This is a genomic window from Deinococcus carri, assembly GCF_039545055.1.
GTDB lineage: Bacteria > Deinococcota > Deinococci > Deinococcales > Deinococcaceae > Deinococcus > Deinococcus carri.
In genome coordinates this window covers 20,315-39,387 of sequence record NZ_BAABRP010000013.1, presented here as the reverse complement: position 1 = coordinate 39,387, position 19,073 = coordinate 20,315, and the positions used below count along the sequence as shown (strand labels likewise).

Here is a 19,073-nt window from a genome sequence, read left to right as displayed (position 1 = left end):
CCCCAAAGGAGTCCTCATGTCTACCTCCATCCGCCCCGAAGTCGCTCAACTCCTGGACCTCCACCCCGAGGTCGCCGCCGCGCTCGCCGCCGGGCAACCCGTGGTGGCCCTGGAAAGCACCATCATCAGCCACGGGATGCCCTATCCGCAGAACGTGGAGATGGCGCGCGGCGTGGAGGCTGTGGTGCGCGAGAACGGCGCGACGCCCGCGACCATCGCCGTGCTGGGTGGCCGCCTCAAGGTGGGCCTCACCCCGGAGGAGCTGGAGTTGCTCGCCACCGACCAGGGCGTGCAGAAGATCAGCACCCGTGACCTCCCCTTTACCGTCGCGCTGGGCGGACACGGGGCGACCACGGTGGCCTCCACCATGCGGATCACCTCGCTGGCAGGCATCCGCGTCTTTGCGACGGGCGGCACCGGCGGCGTCCACCGGGGCGCGGGCGAGAGCATGGACATCAGCGCCGACCTCACCGAACTCGCCCGCACCGATGTATGCGTGGTCAGCGCCGGGGTCAAGAGCATCCTCGACATCGGCCTGACGCTGGAGGTGCTCGAAACCCAGGGCGTGCCCGCCCTCACGCTGGGCAGCGAGGAGTTCCCGGCCTTCTATTCGCGCCAGAGCGGCTTCCCCTCGCCCCTCACCGTGCAGACCGAGGCGGAAGCGGCCCGCGTGCTGCACGCCAAATGGACGCTGGGCCTGACCGGCGGCGTGCTGCTCGCCAACCCCATTCCCGCAGAGGCCGAGATTCCCGCCGCCGAGATTACCCCCCACATCGAGCAGGCCCTGCGCGATATGGACGCCCTGGGCCTGACCGGCAAGGCCACCACGCCCTACCTGCTGGGCCGCCTGGTCGAGATCACGGGGGGCCGCAGCCTCGCCGCGAACATCGCCCTGGTGCGGCACAACGCGGCGGTGGCGGCGCGGGTGGCCAGCGCCTACGCCGCTCTCCAGAGCTGAAGCGGCCACGAGAAGTGCCCCCTCGACCACCGGGGGCACTTTTTTTCGCATAACCGGGCTTACACCGGGCGCGGCGAGTCGAGCTGGCGGCCCTCACCGCGTTCCTCGGCAGCGACCTCGGGGAGCAGGTCGGGCAGGTTCTCCCCGTTCAGGGCGCGCTGGAGACGGTCGCGGTCGAGCGCATTCTCGCTGCGGGCGATCACCAGCGCGGCCACCCCGTTGCCCACGAAGTTGGTCAGCGCGCGCGCCTCGCTCATGAAGCGGTCGATACCCAGGATCAGCGCGAGGCCCGCGACGGGAACGTGGCCCACCGCGCTGAGGGTCGCGGCCAGCGTGATAAAGCCGCTGCCGGTCACGCCCGCCGCACCCTTGGAGGTCAGCAGCAGCACGCCGAGGACGCCGAGTTGCTGCCCCAGCGAGAGGTGCGTGTTGGTGGCCTGCGCGATAAAGAGGGTCGCCATCGTCAGGTAGATGCTGGTGCCGTCGAGGTTGAAGGAGTACCCCGCAGGCACCACCAGCCCCACCACACTGCGGTTGGCCCCGGCGTGTTCCAGCTTGGTAATCAGGCGCGGCAGGGCGCTCTCGCTGGAGGAGGTGCCCAGCACGAGCAGCAGTTCTTCCTTGATGTAGCGGATGAACTTCAGGACGGAGAAGCCCGCGAGGCGCGCGATCAGGCCCAGCACCCCGAACACGAACAGCAGGCAGGTGAGGTAAAAGGCCAGCATCAGGGAGCCGAGCTGCGCCAGCGTCCCCACGCCGTACTTGCCGATGGTAAAGGCCATCGCGCCGAACGCGCCGATGGGGGCCAGCCGCATCACGAAGCCCAGAATCACGAAGACCGCGCTGTTGACGGCCTCGATGCCCGCTAGGACCGTCTCGCCCACCCGGCCTATCCGCAGCAGCGCGAAGCCGAACAGCACCGCCACCAGTAGCACCTGCAGCAGGTCACTCTGGGTAAAGGCACTCACCAGCGTGTCGGGGATGATGTGCAGGATGAAGTCGGAGACACTCTGCTCCCCGGCGGCCTGGGTGTATTTGCTGATCGCGCTGGCGTCCAGGCTGGCCGGGTCGACGTTCATGCCGTGGCCGGGCCGCAGGACATTGGCGACCACCAGGCCGATAACCAGCGCGAAGGTCGTGACCACCTCGAAGTAGATCAGCGCCTTGCCCCCCACACGCCCGACCTTGCGGGTGTCGCGCATATGGGCGATGCCGCTGACCACCGTGGCGAAGATGATCGGCGCGATCAGCATCTTGATCAGCTTGATGAACCCGTCGCCCAGCGGCTTGAGGCCCTCGCCGAGGGACGGAAAGAGAAAGCCCACCAGGATGCCCAGCACGATGGCGATGAGCACCTGGACGTACAGGCTGCGGAAGATTCTGGGCATGGCTGCACCTCACGGAAAGGGAGACGAAAGGCCGGATCTGCCGGTCCGCGCGCAGGGCTGGGCGCACCGGAAAGGGAGACGGGGAAGGTTGAGGCAGGGGTCTGCGCCGACATGCTGCCGCAACGCCGGATCAGGGCACCGACGCGCCCCTTCATCGAACCTTTAAGAAGGGAAACCGCTGCGGCAGGAGCGGGAAAATCTTTCCCCTCACCGCCCCTTATTGTCGGCAGCGTGAACGAAATTGCAGGGCGGGAGGCGGGGGTCTGCCAGACTGACGCCAGTGTTCCTGCGCCCCGCCCCCACGTCCGTCCCCGACCGCGTGTCCAGCCTGGCGCGCGAGGTGGCGCTGCCGCACACGCCCCGGCTGCTGCGGGTGCAGTCCCGGCTGTTTCTCTCGATTGCCGCCGCCTTTCTGCTGCTGGCGCTGCCGCTGGCCCTGCTGGCGACCGCCACCCTGCGCGGCGCAATTCACCGCACCTACGCCGACCGGGCGCTGCGCGAGTCGCGCCTGATCGCCACCCTGCCCCCCGTGCGGGCCGCGCTGGAAGGGGACGCGCAGGCCCACGCCGGGCTGAACGGGCTGGTCAACGGATACCGCGCGCTGCTGGGGGCCGACTACGTGGTCGTGACGGACCGGGCCACCCGGCGGCTGACCCACCCCAACCCCGCCCGGCTGGGCGAGCCGATGGTCGGTGGCGACTTCCAGAGCTTCCTGCTGGGCCGCAGCGTCACCGAGACGGTGGAGGGCACCCTGGGCCGCTCGGTGCGGGCCAAGGTGCCGGTTCTCGCCGGGGACAGCGCCGGGAACACCAGGGTCCTCGGCCTCGTCAGCGTGGGCTTTTTGCTGCCGCGCCTGGGCGACGTGTTTCAGGCGGTGGTGCGGGTGGCGCTGCCCTGGTACGTGGGGGCGCTGGCGCTGGCGCTGCTGCTGGCGTCCATGCTGGCCCGGCGGGTGCGGCGCGAGATGCTGGACCTCGAACCCGAGCAGATCGCGGGCGGGTTGCTGCACTACCGGACGGTCCTGAACGCCCTGGAAGAAGGCGTGCTGGTGGTGCGGGGCGGGCAGGTGCACGTGATGAATCCCCAGGCCCGCGCCCTGCTCGGCGTGGGCGGGAACGCGGCGGACACGTTGCCGGTGCCCCTCACGCGCCTGCTGCCCGCCACCGTGCTGGACGGCCCCGGCCCCGAATCCCCCGTCCCCGTGACGGTGCGCGACCGCCCCCTGCTGGTCGGCGTGCGGCCCACCCCCGACGGCGCGCAGGTGGTGACGCTGCGCGACCTGGCCCGCATGCGCGCCCTGGCCGACGAGCTGACCCAGGCGCAGCGCTATGCCGACCTGCTACGCGCCCAGACCCACGAGTTCACCAACCGGCTGCACACCCTGGCGGGCCTGCTGCACCTCGGGGAGACGCGGGAGGCCCTGAAGCTGATCTACGCGCAGTCGGACCGGCACGCCGCGCACGCCGACGCCGTGCGGGCGCTGCGCCACGTGCGCCTCGCCGCCCTGGTGCTGGGCAAGTACGAGCGGGCCGCCGAGCTGGGCCTGACCCTCACCCTCGATCCCCTCACCGCGCTGCCGGACCACCTGCCGCCCGGTGTGCTGGACCTGATCGAGCTGGGCGCAGGGAACCTGCTGGAAAACGCCTTCGAGGCGCTGGACGGTGGGCCGGGCGGCGAGGTGTGCCTGCTGATCGCCCACGACCCCGAGGGGCTGGTCGTGGAGGTGCGCGACAGCGGCCCCGGCGTGCCCGCCCACCTTGCCGCCACCCTCACCCAGCGGGGCGTGAGCAGCAAGGGACCGGGGCGCGGCGTGGGCCTCGCGCTGGTGCAGGCGCGCGCGGACGCCCTGGGGGCGACCCTCATGCACGACCGGGTGCCGGACCTGGGCGGCCGCCCCTGGACCCGCTTTACCCTGGAGATCCCGCTATGACGCCCATCCGCACCCTGATCGTCGAGGACGACCCCCGCATCGCCGCGCTGCACCGGGGTCTGCTGGAAGGGGCCGGGGACTTCGAGGTGCTGGGCACGGCGGAGACGCTGCGGGTGGCGCGGGCGATGGCGGGCACGCTGCACCCCGACCTGCTGCTGCTCGACGTGTACCTGCCCGACGGGCGCGGGCTGGACCTGCTGCGCGAGTGGCGTGCCCGCGCCGAGCGGGTGGACGCCATTCTGCTCACCGCCGCCAGCGACATTCCCAGCGTGCAGGACGCGCTGGCGCTGGGAGCCGCCGACTACCTGGTGAAACCCTGCACGCCCGAACGCTTCGCCCTGGCCCTCGACCGCGTGCGCGAACGCGCGGCCCTGTGGGGGCAGGACGCCGTGCGGCAGGGGCACCTCGACGCGCTGTTTACCCGGCCCCCCGCGCCCGCCTCCGGTCTGGACCCCGGGACCCTCCACCGCGTCCGCGCGGCCCTGCGCGGCGGGGCGTACAGCGCCAGCGAGATCGGGCAGGCCCTGGGCCTCAGCCGCGTCACCGCCTGGCGCTACCTCGAACATCTGGTGGAGGCGGGCGAGGCCCGCGCCGAGCCGGACGCGCGGGGCATCGGCCGACCCGTGAAACGCTACCGGCGGGCATGATGGAGGCAGGCTGTCCCTGCAACGGGAACGCGGCGCAATAGGCACGGGAGGCGGGTGGTACGCTCGGGGGTGGTTATGGACTCTTATGACGTGTTGGTGATTGGCGGCGGCCCCGCCGGGTACGTGGCCGCGATTCGCGCCGCGCAACTGGGCTTCCGGGTGGCCTGCGTGGACGCCTTCGAGCGCAACGGCAAGGCCTCGCTGGGCGGCACCTGCCTGAACGTGGGCTGCATTCCCAGCAAGGCGATGCTGGATTCCAGCGAGAAGTTCGAGATGATCACGCACGAGGCGGCCGACCACGGGATTGAGGTGGACGGCGCGCGCGTGGACCTGGGCCGGATGCTGAGCCGCAAGGAAAGCGTGGTGGACAAGCTCACGGGCGGCATCGCCTACCTGTTCAAGAAGAACAAGATCACCAGCTTCCACGGCCTCGGGCGTCTGGTGCGCCAGGATGGGGACGGCTGGATCGTGGACGCGGCAGGCACCGAGGTTCGCGCCAAGAACGTGATCGTGGCAACCGGCAGCCAGCCCCGCGCCCTGCCCCTCGCGCCGTTCGGCGGGAACATCGTGGAGAACAGCGGCGCGCTGGCCTTCGAGCAGGTGCCCGGCAAGCTCGGTGTGATCGGCGCGGGCGTGATCGGTGTCGAACTCGGCAGCGTGTGGCGTCGCCTGGGCGCGCAGGTGACCATCCTGGAGGCCCTCCCCGGCTTCCTGCTGGCCGCCGACGACGCGGTGAGCAAGGAGGCCCTCAAGCAGTTCCAGAAGCAGGGCCTGGACTTCCACTTCGGGGTCAAGATCACGGACGTGAAGCAGGACGAATCGGGCGTGACCGTCACCTACGAGGAAAAGGGCAACGCCGTGACCGCCAGCTTCGACAAGTTGATCGTGTCCATCGGGCGCGTGCCCAACACACAGGGCCTGGGCGCGGAGGCGGTGGGCCTCAACCTCGATGAACGCGGCTTCGTGAAGGTGGACGCGCACTACCGCACCAACCTCCCCGGCATCTACGCCATCGGGGACGTGGTGGGCGGCGCAATGCTGGCCCATAAGGCCGAGGAGGAGGGCGTGGCGGTGGCCGAGCTGATCGCCGGGCAGGCCGGACACGTCAATTACGACGTGATTCCCTGGGTGATCTACACCAGCCCCGAGATCGCCTGGGCGGGCCTCACCGAGAAGGGGGCCAAGGAACAGGGCCTCAAGGTCAAGACCGGCCAATTCCCCTTCAGCGCCAACGGGCGCGCGCTGGGCCACGGCGACTCCCGCGGCTTCGTGAAGGTCGTCGCCGACGCCGACACCGACCGGATTCTGGGCATCCACATGGTCGGCCCCAACGTCTCCGAGCTGATCGGGGAGGCCGTGGGCATGATGGAGTTCGGCGGCAGCGCCGAGGACCTGGGCCGCACCGTTCACGCCCACCCCACCCTCAGCGAGGTGGTCAAGGAAGCCGCCCTGGCAACCGACAAGCGCGCGCTGCATATGTAAGGAGCGGGCAGCTTTCAGTGGTCAGCAAAAAGAGTGGGCGGGAGAGCTTCGGCCTCCCGCCTCTCGCTTTTGTCCTCATACGGATTCCGTCTGTTCCGTTGACCCATCGGAACAGAGCCGATGGGCAAGCTCCACGTCCGGAACCCGTTTTTCTCCCACTCGCTCTGCTTGGATGGAATCACTGCGTCAACGATTCCATCCGAGTCCGTCTCAGGCGGGCTGCTCCGCGTCCAGCGCCCGCACCCGCCGCGTCGCCTCCGCGAGGATGGTCTGCACGTCCCCCGGCGTCTGCGCCTCCACATAGACTCGCACCACCGGCTCGGTGCCGGAAGCCCGGAACATGGCCGATGCGCCGCCTGCCAGCAGCAGCTTCACGCCGTCGGTGGTCTTCACGCCCTCCACCGGGTGTCCGGCGACCTCGGTGTATGTCTGGGCCTGCGTGAGCAGGGCGTTCTTGTCGAAGGCGGGGCTGAGGTGCAGGTCGCCCCGGTCGTAATGGTGCCGGAAGCCCACCTCCGCCTCGATGCCGGCGAACAGCTCGTCCAGGCTCTGACCGCTCGCGGCGACCGCCTCGATCATCAGCAGGCTGTTGAGCAGCCCGTCCCGCTCGGGAATGTGCCCCCGCGACGAGAGGCCGCCCGACTCCTCGCCACCCATCAGCACGGCGCGGCGCTCATCCGTCTGGCCCTCCAGAAAGGCGTCGGTGATGTACTTGAAGCCGACCGGGGTTTCGAGCAGTTCCAGGCCCAGCCGCTCCGCGAGCAGTTCGATGATGCGGCTGCCCGACACCGTCTTCACAACCCGGCCCCGCAGACCGCGCCCGTACAGATGCCGCAGCAGCACCGCGAAAATCTGGTGGCTGTTGAAGAAACGTCCTCCCGCCGTGACGGCCCCCACCCGGTCGGCGTCCCCGTCCGTGACCACACCCAGCGCCGTGCCCGTCTCGCCCGCCAACACGGCCATCAGCTCCCCGAGGTTCTGGGGAATCGGCTCGGGGTTCACGCCGTGGAACAGGGGATCGGGCCGACCGTGCAGCTCCCGCAGGTCGAGGTTCAGGCCCGCGTGACGGGCGTAGCCGGTCAGCCAGCCACTCCCCGCACCGCCCATCGCGTCGTGGATGACAGTCCCCCGGTAACGCCGCAGCGCCTTCAGGTCGAGCTGCCGGTCGAGCTGCGCGTAGTACGCCTCCCGGATATCGAAGGGCTGAACCGTGCCATGCGGCCCGTCGTACACCTCCGGTTGTGCGAGGGCGCGCTCGATGTCGGCCACCAGGGCCGGGGTGGCGCTGCCGCCGTAGGCCCCCTTGATCTTGTAGCCGCTGTACTCCGGCGGGTTGTGGCTGGCCGTGATCATCACGCCGCCGGCGGCCCCGTGATGCACCACCGCGAACGACAGGGCGGGGGTCGGCAGGAACTCGCTCGCCAGCAGCACGTCCAGCCCACCCTCCGCCAGCGCCTCCGCGGCCACCCGCGCAAACCCCGCGCCCTGAAACCGCGTGTCGAACCCCACCACGACCGACGTTCCCCCGGCCGCCCGCAATGCCTGGGCATGGGCACGCGCGACCTGCCGGACGTTCTCGTAGGTGAACTCCTCCGCGATGATGTCCCGCCAGCCGTCTGTTCCGAATGTGATGGGCATAGGTCAGTTCGCTCCGGTTGCCGAGTGTAGCAGGGTGGCCCCACTTCCCCTGTTGACGAAAGGGACGCCCTCCGCTATTCTTCCGTGCGTGCCGGAAACGGTGCCCCTTGAAAGGCGGCGAGCGCAAGCGAGCTGAAATGGTGTGGCCCCATCGTCTAACGGTTAGGACACTACCCTTTCAAGGTAGCGATACGGGTTCGAATCCCGTTGGGGTCACCAAACAGAGCCTCCGCTTCGGCGGGGGTTTTTGCTTGTGGCTGGCTTCCGTCCGGCCAGGGCTGAGCGCTCCCTATACTGTCGCGCGTGACCTCTTCCCCGGCCCCCACCTTCACCCCGCCCCGTTGGGTGAGCTGGCTGCTCGCGCTCGTGCCCGTCTTCCCGCCGCTGTATCTGGCCGCCCTGGGTTGCTTGGGCCAGTTGCGGACGCTGCCCCTGGCGGCGCGTTCCGTGCTGTTCTTCTTCGCGGCCACACAACTGGTCGCCGCGCTCTTTACCCCCCAGCCGCTGCTCTCGCTGGGGCTGGCGGCTGGGCGGACCCTGCTGATTCTGGCGATGATCGCGGCGGGCGTCTACCTGCGCGACAGCCGCAACCTGAGGCCCTTGCTGTGGGGACAACTGGTGATTTTTGCAACGGCCTGGGGCTACACGTTGTACACCCAGGGCTTTGCCGGGGTTCAGGAGCGGCTAGGCCACCCCTACTACTACATCGTGTCGCTGGGGCTGGTCGCGGTGGTGGCGCTGTGGCTGGTCGTGTTCTGGAAGGGTGGGGCGAGGTGGTGGCGCTGGCCCGCTGGCCTGCTGGCCCTCGCCACCTTTCTGGCAGCGGGCAGCCGGGGACCTCTGCTGGCGCTGGGCGTGGGGAGCCTGGCCGCTCTGGCCTTCGGGGGCCGGCAGCGCCGCTGGTGGGTGCTGGCCCCGGCCGCGCTGGTGCTGGCCCTGTCGGCGGCCACGACCACCTGGAAGCTGCCCCTGGAACCGGTCGAGCGGCTGCTCAACGACCAGACGAGTGGGCGCGAGTACGTCTGGCGCGACGCCGTGCTGGGCTGGCAGACCTCGCCCGTGGGTGGTGTCGGCCCCTACCAGGGCGGGCCTTACCTCACCTACCTCTTCAAGGACGGCTGCCAGCTCACGCCCACCCTGCAACGCAACAAGATCGAGTGTCCGGAAAGCCTCAGCCGCTGGTCGAGCGTGTGGCTGATTGCCCACAACGCCTGGCTACACTGGCTGCTGGAAAGTGGCCTGCTGGGCCTGCTGGGCCTGGCCGCCGTGATGGGCTACGCCCTGTGGCGGGCAGCCCTGCTGGGCGACCCCCTCACCCTGGCTCTCCTCTACGGCTTTACCGCGATGAACGTAGTGGATGTGGTCATTGCGCTGCCCAGCCAGCACTTCGCGGAGTTGTGGTGGGCGGGGGTGGGGCTGGTGCTGGTGGATAGGGTACGGGTCAATGAAAGGAGAGCCGCGTGAGTTCAGAAGTTCCCAGCGTTGACGCTGGTCTCCCCCACGTGCAGATTCAAAGGCTCAGCGGCTTTCGTGGGCAGGAAGATTGGGGCCGCTGGACCCTGGGGAAGGTCGCAACTGCGGGATTGACGGCCCGGCAGAGCCAACTTGCTACCATTCACCTGAAATTTTCCCTGCCTTACCCGCAGCAATTGCTGAACCTTGCCCTGAATGACATACCACTGGGAAAGTTCGAAAGTGCCCGTAGTCACCAACTCTACGACATCTCCCTGCTTGCCCGGCTCAAAGCAGGGGATAACACCATCAGTCTCCTCACCAACAAAAGCAACCTGAGTCCGGGTTTAAAACTCTTCGCGCCAGAGGATCTGACCGATATGGCTGTTTCTCTGAACGAGATGACATTTTCAGGGATCCAGCCCTTCACACACAGCAGTGCGGGGCTTCTGTATGGTGCGTCGAAAATGGACTATCCGGCAGTCTATCTGCTTGTACCCGGGGGGCAGGTGGACCTGCTTTCCCAAATCAACGGCTCCCAGGTACTGAAGTATCGTCTGCTGAGTGCAACAGATGGGCAGACCTTTGAGTTCCGGCTCGATGACCAACCCCTCCAGAGGGTTCGTGCTGAACGGCGCGGCACCCTGGTCAGTGGCAACTTGACGCTGGAGCTGGATGGCAAACTGCACCATTTAAGTGTGACGGCAACTTCTGGCATGCAGCAGACCATAAGGGTGCAAGACAGTGTTCAAAGACTTGAAGCGATCAATGGCCCTGTTCCTTATTACATTCAGGAGCTGCGGCTGTTCCCTCAGGGCAAATGGACAGCTGTGGAAAAGCCCCTGGCAGGCTTGGGGGTACTCCTCTGCCTCCTGGGGCTTTTCGCATTTCTGTTCGGTTTCCGGCCATCCTCACAGCCTTCCAGTTCGTCAGCCCTCTAAAACAAGCCGTTCCCGGAGTTGTTGCCACCGCTCCGTATTTAAGCTCACGTCCCCCGGCAGCGTCACACCTGCCTGTGCCCGGGTCCCTTCCTGCACATCCGGCTTGCGGCGGCGGGCGAGGTCATACACACTCTTGCGCTCGGTGACGATGTGCAGCACCTCATCCTCTATGTCGGAGGCATGCTGCACCGCCAGCGCAATTTCGGGCGCGATGATGTCCACGTAATCCTGGCCGGTATACACGTCGCTAAAGGCCACTGGGTAGGCAAACTCCCGGGGGCGGAAGCTGGTACGGATGATGAGATGGCGACTAGCTGCGCGGGCTGCCTCTTCCGCTACTAGCTTGGTCAGGGCGTAGTAGTTGACCACAGGACCAGGCGTATCCGTCTCGCGGTAGCCGCCCTCGTTGCCGCTGAAGACGTAATCCGTGCTGATATGCACCAGCTTCGCACCGACCTCGTTGGCGGCCTGCGCCATGTGGCGGGTCCCAACGACATTGGTGTTCCAGCAAGCCTCGCGCTCCCGTTCGGCGGCCCCGACGTTCGTATAGGCCGCCGCATGCAAAATCACGTCTGGCCGCTCCCGCCGGACCACCTCCAGCACCTGTTCGGCGTTGGTCAGGTCCATCTCGCCCGAAGTCGGCGTGACCACCTCAGGCAGCAGGACGCGCAGTTCAGTGCCCAGCCGCCCGCTGCCGCCTGTCAGAAGAATCTTCACCCCCGGTCCTCATCCCACAGGTCTTCCCCGAAGAAGTTCCAGGGGAGGCGGCCCTCGTTGGGGTCCTCGATGTTGAACTGGGCGTCCATCGTATAGAGCAGGGTGGCTCCCTGCTCCCCCGCCTGATAGCCGTGCGCGACCCCGCTGGGAATATGCACCAGCATAGGCTGTTCGCCGCTGAGGACCAGCTTGCGCTGCACCCCCAAGGTCGGGCTGCCCTCGCGGCAGTCCACCAGCCAGATCATCAGCTGGCCCTGGAGTACACACCAGATCTCGTTCTGCTCTTCCTTGACGTGGATGTGAAAGGCGTTGATGCGCTCCGGCGCGGCCCAGGACACGCTGATCTGGCGCGGTACCAGCCCGCCCGGCAGGTTCTGCACGCCCTGCTCGTCCAGGCGCAGGTATTCCATGAACGCGCCGTTCTCGCTGCGGTTCTTGCGGAGGGCCTGGAACCAGACCCCCTCGATCTGAGGCGCAGGAGGGTACGTTTCAAAGCCCAGGGCCGCGGCGTACTTGGGGGCGAGTTGAATCTGATGGTCAGGCATGAAACTTCTCCCGGCTGATTTTCAGCAGATACTGGCCGTACTGGTTCTTGGCGAGACGCTGCGCTTGCTCAAGCAGCGCCTCGGTCGTGATCCAGCCGTTACGCCAGGCGATCTCCTCGGGGGAGGCGACCTTGAGGCCCTGGCGATGTTCGATGGTCTGGATGAACAGGCTGGCTTCCAGCATGCTCTCGTGCGTTCCCGTATCCAGCCAGGCAAAGCCGCGGCGCATCAGTTGCACATCCAGCCCACCTTCTTCCAGGTAGATGTTGTTCAGATCGGTGATCTCCAGCTCTCCCCGAGGCGAGGGGCGGATGCCGCGCGCCAGCTCGCAAACACGCTCGTCATAGAAATACAGCCCGGTAACAGCGAAATCCGACTTGGGCTGAGCAGGCTTTTCCTCGATGGAGAGTGCCCGGCCCGTCTCGTCGAAGTCCACGACGCCGTAGCGATCGGGGTCACTCACCTGATAGGCGAAGACCGTGGCCCCGGCCGGCTTCTGGTGCGCTGCCACCATCAGGTCCGAGAGGTCGTTGCCGTAAAAGATGTTGTCCCCCAGAATCAGGGAACTGGGGTGCCCCTCCACGAACTCCTCGCCAATCAGGAACGCCTGGGCCAGGCCCTCGGGCTGGGGCTGCACCGCGTACTCCAGCCGCAGGCCCCACTGCGAGCCGTCACCCAGCAGTTGCCGGAAGCGGGGGGTGTCCTCGGGTGTAGAGATGATCAGAATCTCACGTATGCCGCCTAGCATCAGGGTGGTCAGCGGGTAGTAGATCATCGGCTTGTCGTAGACGGGGAGCAGTTGTTTGGAGACGGCCAGTGTGGCCGGATAGAGCCGCGTGCCGCTCCCGCCCGCCAGGATGATGCCCCGCCGCGGCTTCCCCTCCGCCATACGCTCTGGCGTCGCCGTCACTGCTGCGCCGCTCCTGCAAGCCGCTCGGCGTACTGCCGGTTGTAGTACTCGCGGAACTCGCCGCTGCGAATTGGCTCCCACCACCAGCGGTTGCCCTCGTACCACTTTGCGGCCTCTGCTACCGCCTGCCGGGGGTCGTACTTCGGCTCCCAGCCCAGTGCCCGGAGCTTCTCGACGTTCATGGAATACCGCCGGTCATGCCCTGGGCGGTCAGCCACGTGCTTGACCAGGCTATGGTCCTTACCCAACGTCTCCAACACGAGATCCACCATCTCCAGGTTGGTCATCTCGCGCCCAGTACCGACGTTATAAACCTGCCCGATCTCGCCCCGTAGCAGCACGGTCTCGATTCCGGTGCAGTGGTCATACACGTGGGCGTAGTCACGCATCTGCTTGCCGTCACCATACACCGGCAGCGGCTCGCCCAGGATCGCGTTGGTCGAAAAAAGCGGCACGGCCTTTTCAGGGTACTGGTACGGCCCCACGTTGTTCGCGCCGCGTGTGATGGTCACGGGTAGGCCATAGGTGATGGCGTAGGCCTGCACGAGCTGGTCAGCCGCTGCTTTGCTGGCAGCGTAGGGACTGCGCGGTGCGAGTTCGTCTGTCTCCACACTCTGATGCCCATCGCGGATGTGCCCGTACACCTCATCCGTGCTGATGTGATGCAGCCGGATGCCCAGCTCGCGGGCCACTTCCAGCAGAACGTGAGTGCCCCGCACGTTGGTATCGGTGAATACCAGCGGTCCCAGGATGCTCTGGTCTACGTGGGTTTCGGCTGCAAAGTTGACGATAAGGTCAATGCCGTTCTCCTGGCAGGTCCGGCGCACCAGATCCATATCTCCGATGTCACCCACCACCAGCGACAGATACGAGCTGCCCCACAGGTTATGCAGGTTCTCCTTGCGGCCTGCATACGTGAGCTTGTCGTAGACCACCACCCGGCTTTCCGGATGCTGCTCCAGCCAGTAGCGTACGAAGTTGCTGCCGATAAAGCCGCAACCGCCGGTAACGAGGAGGTTCTGAGGTCCTGTTCGTGTCATAGGTTCTCCAATGTTAAGGCCATAACCGCTCTTTCTGGGTCTTCACCCCGCTGTTTGGCCGCCTCGGCTGCCGTAAGAATGGATTCGAACTCTGCCCGGAACCGTTCCGGACGAAACTTCTCGGCATGCTGCCGGATAGTGTTTGCGTCAAACAGATGGGCTTTTTCCTCAAAGATACTGACAGCCCGCGAGAGGCTCTCCACGTTCTGCTGCCCGAAAAATACCCCCGTTTTGTCGGCAATCACGGTCTCCAGGCTGCCGCCCTTGCCATAAGCAATTACTGGGGCACCTGCCGCCTGTGCCTCAACCGGAACGATACCGAAATCCTCATCGGCAGCGAAGACGAACGCCCTACAACGGGCCATGTAATCGGCGACCACTTCATCACTCTGACGGCCCAGCAACTGCACGTTTGGTCCGGCCAGCGCCCTGACTTTCTCAAAGTCTGGCCCCGTTCCGATCACTACCAATGGCTTGCCCAATCGGGTAAAGGTCTCGACAATAAGATCAATCTTCTTGTAGGGCACAAAGCGGCTCATGGTGAGGTAGAAGTCCTCACGGGGACGGGTATGGTCAAAGCGCCCAACATCCACCGGTGGATACAGCACTCTGGCTGGTCGCCGGTAGGTTCGCCAGATGCGCCTCGCCACATACTCGCTGTTGGCCAAGAAGACATCCACCCGGTTAGCTGTTGAGCTGTCCCAGATGCGGAGATAGTGCAGCGCAATCTTTGCCAGGGTCGCCTTGACGCCGCTGGTCAGGTTGGCTTCCCGCAGGTACTGCTGGTAGAGGTCCCAGGCGTAGCGAATAGGCGAGTGCACATAGCTGATATGGAGCTGCCCTGCTCCCACCAGAACACCTTTGGCGACTGCGTGGCTGCTAGAGATGATGGTGTCATATCCAGTCAGGTCGAACTGCTCCACTTGATAAGGCATGAAAGGTAGATAGGTGCGGTAATTACTGATGCCCCTGGGCCAATGTTGGATAGGACTGGTGTGGATCTCAGCCGCCTCCAGCGGCGTCCCCATAAAGTCTTCGGTCTTGTATACAAGTGTATAGACAGGAGCGGGGCGAGTGAGCAGCATTTCAGCAAGGACTTTTTCAGCGCCCGCATTGCCCCCCGAGAGCCAATCATGCACAAGTACAGTTTTGTTCATCCTTTCACCAAAACTCTTTCTATAAATTCTATTATTTTTCTATTTATTATAGTCGAATCAAAGTTATTGATAGCGTATAAGTAGGCATTGTTAGCAATCTCTGCCCGGTACCTCTCGTCTCGCAACAAAAACTTGATATTTTCTTTTAACATACCGTGATTATCGACATTGTATAGTATACCCGTCTTTCCATAATCGATAATCTCTCTAGGACCATCTCCAGCGGAAGCAATGACTGGAACCCTACATAACATTGCTTCAATGATAGTCCTTCCTAATGCCTCTTCTCCCTTGCCCGCATGAACAATAATATCACAACATCTAATATAGTCGCCGACATTTTCCTTAAATCCTAATAGTTTTACTCTTTCCTGAATACCTTCTGCCTCGATGAATTCCTCTATCTCTTTCAGGTATTGCGACTCCCCTTCAGCAGAGCCAACAATAAGCAGAGTTGTATCATCTACTTCTTTAATAGCCTTAATAGCTTCAAGCTGGTTTTTTAGAGGTGTTATACGGCCGAAGACACCAACACAGAAGGGTGTTGAGATACCTAAATCCTCAATTTGATTTTTTTTATTTAGACTGTCCAAATCTATACCGTCATAAACTGTATCGATTGCTTGAGTACCCCATATTATATATCGTATAGATGAGCCGATTCGATAGCCTAATTGCTCTTGATAAGACCGACGACTTGCTTCGGAATTTGCTATTACCCCATCAGCAAAAACGGAGCCGAGAAGTGCAATCAAATTACTCTGCATTCTTGAATAATAAGATGCACCTAATATATCTCTTATATGCCAGATTAATTTATTATTGCTAAAGGCTTTAATGATACTCCCCAGGACTAGAGCCTTCTGGGTATTAGCGTATATTACGTCTCCCTTCTGCAGATATACACGTATCTTAAAAAATAGGTTAAAAAAAGAAAGAGAGAGGAGCATCTGACTCAGCGTCCCCGAGTTATGATGAATTTCTCCAACGCCTCTCGCTATAATAATATGATTTTTAATACCTTTCAAGGAAAGAATCTTTGTGAGAGGGCCTTCATTAAATGCCACTACCTCACACTTCATACATGCGCTAAGCCCTTCAACAATACCAATAAGAGATACCTCAGCACCACCAATCTGGGATGTATGGTTAATAAATATGATTCGCCCTTCTGTCTCTATTTCTTGCTTGCAGGATTTCATAACCAAATTACCTGCAGATATTCGTACTCGCCTCGCTTAATAGACATAATAGAACGACCTAATTGCTGATACATTACCGGTAACAACCAGAGTTTAGTTGTTTGTCTGAAAAATCTTCTAGTAGAAAGAGTAATGTATCTGGCCTTTAATAAGCTTCTTCTGCCAACACTTCCCCCTTCCTTATGGAGAACAAGTGCATCAAAGGCTGCTCCTAGGGAGTGGCCATGTCTTTTTGCTCTTACGCAAAATTCAACATCCTCCCAGTACATTGTATATCCTTCATCAAACAGGCCTATATCTGAGAATATCTCACTCCTTACCAACATACTAGCCCCACTAATAAATGTCATGCCAGCAGCATCTTCTTTAAGATTAAGTTGTGTCGTACCATTGAAAAAATTAACGAAACCACCGCCTAATAGTTGAAGGTTGTAGGGGAAGGCTATGTCTCTAACCGTACACCCAACAATTTTAGCGCCAGTATCGTTAGCATAACTAACCATTTTACTAAGAGTATCTGGTAGAACCAAGGTGTCATTATTAAGAAGCCAAACAAAACTGTAGTTGTGTATCAGCGCATACTTAATTCCAAGATTACATCCATAGGAGAATCCACCATTTATATCGCTCTCAATTATATTCACCCTAGGAAAGTGCTCCCTTATTTCTTTTATCGAATTATTGGTGGAATTGTTATCTACAACTATAATATCATTAATGTCTACACCACTCTTACATAAAGAGTAAAGGCATCCTATAGTGTCTGCATACCCATTCCAGTTAACTATTACCGTGGCAGTTTTATTAGATTCAAGCATTGTTTCTCCTTTTAAATATGGCAGCAAGAAAAATAGTTGCGCGGTAAGCATATTTTCTGGGCATTAAAATCCAGGTTATGTTCGATATCACACCATTCATAAAGAAACGCTCTGAAAATATAATCTTTATACGCTCAACAGTACTACATCTCTCTAGTAAGGCAAAATGTCTTAACTTTCTACCAACCTCGCCAGCAGGATATATAGCAGCAAGAGCAGAAGCAGTAGCGTACATTTGACCCATCTCTCGCACCTGCTTTTCGGGATAGCTCTTACCAGAAAGCAACTCCACCATCTTGCGCATTCTAGATACTATGCTTATTTCCTTAGCCCCTACCGCATTACCTGAATGTTGTCTATAGAGAACAGTTGGCTTCTTAGTATAAAAAATTCTTCCGCTTATACATGCTACAAGTGCAAGCCAGTGATCATGCATTGTGGCCATCGAAGGTATTGGTAATGCCTCCCTTATCAAAGCGCGATTCACCAGCGTCGTGCATCCGACGACTACATTTTGCGCAAGCAGGAGGTTCAAACTTTGGCACCATTCAGGATTCAAGTTCTGATACCTCCACATAGATGGAGCTATAGTTTCCCCAATCCCATCCACAAGAACTAAGTCGCTGTGAACCAAAATAGGAACACTGCTTCCATACTGACTTTCACCATTTCTAATTATTCGTAAAAGCTCTTCAATTTTATTGTGTAACCATATATCATCTTGATCTGATAGAAAGACGTAAGGCGAGGTGGTCTCACTTAAGAGGTAGGAGAAGTTAGCCCTAGCGTTTCCATAAGATGGAGCATCCAGAATACGGATACGATGGTCAAGATGTGACCATTTCTGAAGAATGTCACCTGTTCCATCAGAAGAACCATCATCATGCACTAGGAGTTCACCATCACCTAATTGATTCAGTATGCTCACTATCTGCTGCTCCAAGTAAGCGGATCCGTTATAAGTCGCTAGCACGACTTGGTAAAGTGGTTTAGTCATCTGCTCCCTTTCCAAGATAGCCATAACGCCCCCGTTTCGTCAGTTTACCCAAGAAGTAAAGACACAACGCAGATAGTAAGAAGTAAGGGGCTCTAGCGGAGAATAAGCCAGCCGTTCTAAGCTGATCCAATAGCAATACATATATCGTAGGGAAGAGCAAAATCCCCATAACGCTTCCCCTCATATATAGTCTATAAAGGAAATCGCTATATATAAAGGTTAGTAGAAGTATAAAGACACCCCATATGCCGGCATCTAGATATGTATAAGCATATATACCCAGAGTATTGTAGGCTGGGTCTCCACCTAGCTCCTTTACATAATTAAAATCATCTTCTCGTGTATTAATCGGTATTTTTCCGAAGATACCCTCATAGACAGTCTTAGTACCAATTAATTTACTTATGATTGGTAAATTAAATGTGGAGCTAAGTGTCCAGTATAGTGGCTGCCTAGTCTCGTCGTTTACTACCACCTTTGCACCCTGGTTAAGAGATATAGAATAATAGTTCAGCAGTATTCGCGAGCCCTCATCTATTCCTCTAGCATTGAATCGAGATGCCTGCAAAAATGACATACCTGCTATTAAAACAGCAAGGCCAGACACCATCAGCATAATCGCCCTGCTACTTTTTCTGATTCCTAGACAATAGATAATCACTGACACTATCAAAGGTTCCAGAAAAAGCGTTCTAGCTCCATATAGACCACCCGCCATGAGTACTACAATTAAACAGAAAAATATAAAAAGGTATTTCGTTAATTTATAACCGCTCATTATCAGTGGAATTATAAACACAGGTAGAAAGAAGTTGATAATTATTAGTTGCCTGATAGACAAAGGACCCTGCCGTTGCAAGTAAGTTACTACATCTGTAGAACCAAATTTGTGAATAGCCTCATATAATCCTCCGTAGAAAGGAATTATCCTTACTATTATCCATAAATCTGATATTACTATTAATAATATAATTATGTATGAGGCACATACCTGCGCATTTGAAAATTTATTAGTAGAAGCATTAGATCTAGCAGCAGGAAAAACTTTATTCATTACTATATAGTAAATTAGGTATAGCAAGAGTGGACATAGGACATAAAAGAGATAATTAACTTCACTTACCGCTCCGTTATTAGTTAGAAGGATAGCCAAAGCCGACTGAAAAGATATTAATATAAGCGGGTTAAATATAAATCCCATATTACCCCTCATAAGATACCCACAGCTAACATTAATTGAAATTCACCATA

At 60.2% G+C, this 19,073-nt stretch carries 17 protein-coding genes and 1 tRNA gene; 7 read left to right on the top strand and 11 right to left on the bottom strand.

Annotated features, from left to right (window positions below; all coding sequences use genetic code 11):
• Positions 1–16: 16 nt before the first annotated feature.
• Positions 17–958, top strand: coding sequence for a pseudouridine-5'-phosphate glycosidase (locus ABEA67_RS14310; RefSeq protein ID WP_345466371.1), 942 nt, complete (start codon positions 17–19; stop codon positions 956–958).
• 59 nt (positions 959–1,017) lie between these two features.
• Here ABEA67_RS14310 and ABEA67_RS14305 read toward each other — a convergent pair whose 3' ends face one another.
• The gene (locus ABEA67_RS14305) at positions 1,018–2,346 is read right to left on the bottom strand and encodes a dicarboxylate/amino acid:cation symporter (protein ID WP_345466369.1); all 1,329 of its coding nucleotides are present in this window, start codon (positions 2,344–2,346) and stop codon (positions 1,018–1,020) included.
• A gap of 280 nt (positions 2,347–2,626) precedes the next feature.
• Here ABEA67_RS14305 and ABEA67_RS14300 point away from each other — a divergent pair, with 280 nt between their 5' ends.
• From ABEA67_RS14300 to lpdA, 3 genes are all read left to right on the top strand, one after another.
• Positions 2,627–4,276 (top strand): ATP-binding protein, encoded by a 1,650-nt coding sequence (locus ABEA67_RS14300; RefSeq protein WP_345466367.1) that lies wholly within the window; start codon positions 2,627–2,629, stop codon positions 4,274–4,276.
• Complete coding sequence (locus ABEA67_RS14295) at positions 4,273–4,923, top strand: response regulator (RefSeq protein ID WP_345466365.1); 651 nt, start codon at positions 4,273–4,275, stop codon at positions 4,921–4,923. Before ABEA67_RS14300 ends, ABEA67_RS14295 begins: the two co-directional genes overlap by 4 nt.
• Before the next feature lie 75 nt (positions 4,924–4,998).
• Positions 4,999–6,405, top strand: coding sequence for a dihydrolipoyl dehydrogenase (lpdA, locus tag ABEA67_RS14290; protein ID WP_345466363.1), 1,407 nt, complete (start codon positions 4,999–5,001; stop codon positions 6,403–6,405).
• A 210-nt stretch (positions 6,406–6,615) separates the two neighbouring features.
• On the opposite strand, the gene ABEA67_RS14285 is transcribed toward lpdA, so the two are convergent.
• Positions 6,616–8,043: a phosphoglucomutase/phosphomannomutase family protein gene (locus ABEA67_RS14285; protein ID WP_345466361.1), complete on the bottom strand. Its 1,428-nt coding sequence runs from the start codon at positions 8,041–8,043 to the stop codon at positions 6,616–6,618.
• Between the two features lie 144 nt (positions 8,044–8,187).
• Between ABEA67_RS14285 and ABEA67_RS14280 the strand changes: the two genes are divergently transcribed.
• The 3 genes from ABEA67_RS14280 to ABEA67_RS14270 all read left to right on the top strand — a co-directional run bounded on the left by ABEA67_RS14280 (position 8,188) and on the right by ABEA67_RS14270 (position 10,436).
• Positions 8,188–8,262: transfer RNA gene (locus ABEA67_RS14280), tRNA-Glu, on the top strand.
• Between the two features lie 84 nt (positions 8,263–8,346).
• Positions 8,347–9,507: an O-antigen ligase family protein gene (locus tag ABEA67_RS14275; protein WP_345466359.1), complete on the top strand. Its 1,161-nt coding sequence runs from the start codon at positions 8,347–8,349 to the stop codon at positions 9,505–9,507.
• Positions 9,504–10,436, top strand: coding sequence for a hypothetical protein (locus ABEA67_RS14270; RefSeq protein ID WP_345466356.1), 933 nt, complete (start codon positions 9,504–9,506; stop codon positions 10,434–10,436). Before ABEA67_RS14275 ends, ABEA67_RS14270 begins: the two co-directional genes overlap by 4 nt.
• Here ABEA67_RS14270 and ABEA67_RS14265 read toward each other — a convergent pair.
• From ABEA67_RS14265 to ABEA67_RS14225, 9 genes are read right to left on the bottom strand one after another with little or no spacing between them, the layout of a single operon-like run.
• Positions 10,425–11,153, bottom strand: a complete 729-nt coding sequence (locus ABEA67_RS14265; RefSeq protein WP_345466353.1) for an SDR family oxidoreductase — start codon at positions 11,151–11,153, stop codon at positions 10,425–10,427. The genes ABEA67_RS14270 and ABEA67_RS14265 overlap by 12 nt on opposite strands.
• Complete coding sequence (locus tag ABEA67_RS14260; protein ID WP_345466351.1) at positions 11,150–11,698, bottom strand: dTDP-4-dehydrorhamnose 3,5-epimerase family protein; 549 nt, start codon at positions 11,696–11,698, stop codon at positions 11,150–11,152. The genes ABEA67_RS14265 and ABEA67_RS14260 overlap by 4 nt, the downstream gene beginning before the upstream one ends.
• Positions 11,691–12,608: a glucose-1-phosphate thymidylyltransferase RfbA gene (rfbA, locus tag ABEA67_RS14255; protein WP_425557202.1), complete on the bottom strand. Its 918-nt coding sequence runs from the start codon at positions 12,606–12,608 to the stop codon at positions 11,691–11,693. The genes ABEA67_RS14260 and rfbA overlap by 8 nt, the downstream gene beginning before the upstream one ends.
• A complete protein-coding gene (rfbB, locus tag ABEA67_RS14250; protein ID WP_345466349.1) occupies positions 12,605–13,648 on the bottom strand; it encodes a dTDP-glucose 4,6-dehydratase in 1,044 nt (347 codons plus the stop codon). Before rfbB ends, rfbA begins: the two co-directional genes overlap by 4 nt.
• Positions 13,645–14,805: a glycosyltransferase gene (locus ABEA67_RS14245; protein WP_345466347.1), complete on the bottom strand. Its 1,161-nt coding sequence runs from the start codon at positions 14,803–14,805 to the stop codon at positions 13,645–13,647. The genes rfbB and ABEA67_RS14245 overlap by 4 nt, the downstream gene beginning before the upstream one ends.
• Complete coding sequence (locus ABEA67_RS14240) at positions 14,802–16,007, bottom strand: glycosyltransferase (RefSeq protein ID WP_345466345.1); 1,206 nt, start codon at positions 16,005–16,007, stop codon at positions 14,802–14,804. The genes ABEA67_RS14245 and ABEA67_RS14240 overlap by 4 nt, the downstream gene beginning before the upstream one ends.
• Positions 16,004–16,825, bottom strand: a complete 822-nt coding sequence (locus ABEA67_RS14235) for a glycosyltransferase family 2 protein (protein ID WP_345466342.1) — start codon at positions 16,823–16,825, stop codon at positions 16,004–16,006. Before ABEA67_RS14235 ends, ABEA67_RS14240 begins: the two co-directional genes overlap by 4 nt.
• Positions 16,818–17,822, bottom strand: coding sequence for a glycosyltransferase family 2 protein (locus ABEA67_RS14230; RefSeq protein WP_345466339.1), 1,005 nt, complete (start codon positions 17,820–17,822; stop codon positions 16,818–16,820). The genes ABEA67_RS14235 and ABEA67_RS14230 overlap by 8 nt, the downstream gene beginning before the upstream one ends.
• The gene (locus ABEA67_RS14225; protein WP_345466337.1) at positions 17,815–19,023 is read right to left on the bottom strand and encodes an O-antigen polymerase; all 1,209 of its coding nucleotides are present in this window, start codon (positions 19,021–19,023) and stop codon (positions 17,815–17,817) included. Before ABEA67_RS14225 ends, ABEA67_RS14230 begins: the two co-directional genes overlap by 8 nt.
• Between the last annotated feature and the right edge of the window lie 50 nt (positions 19,024–19,073).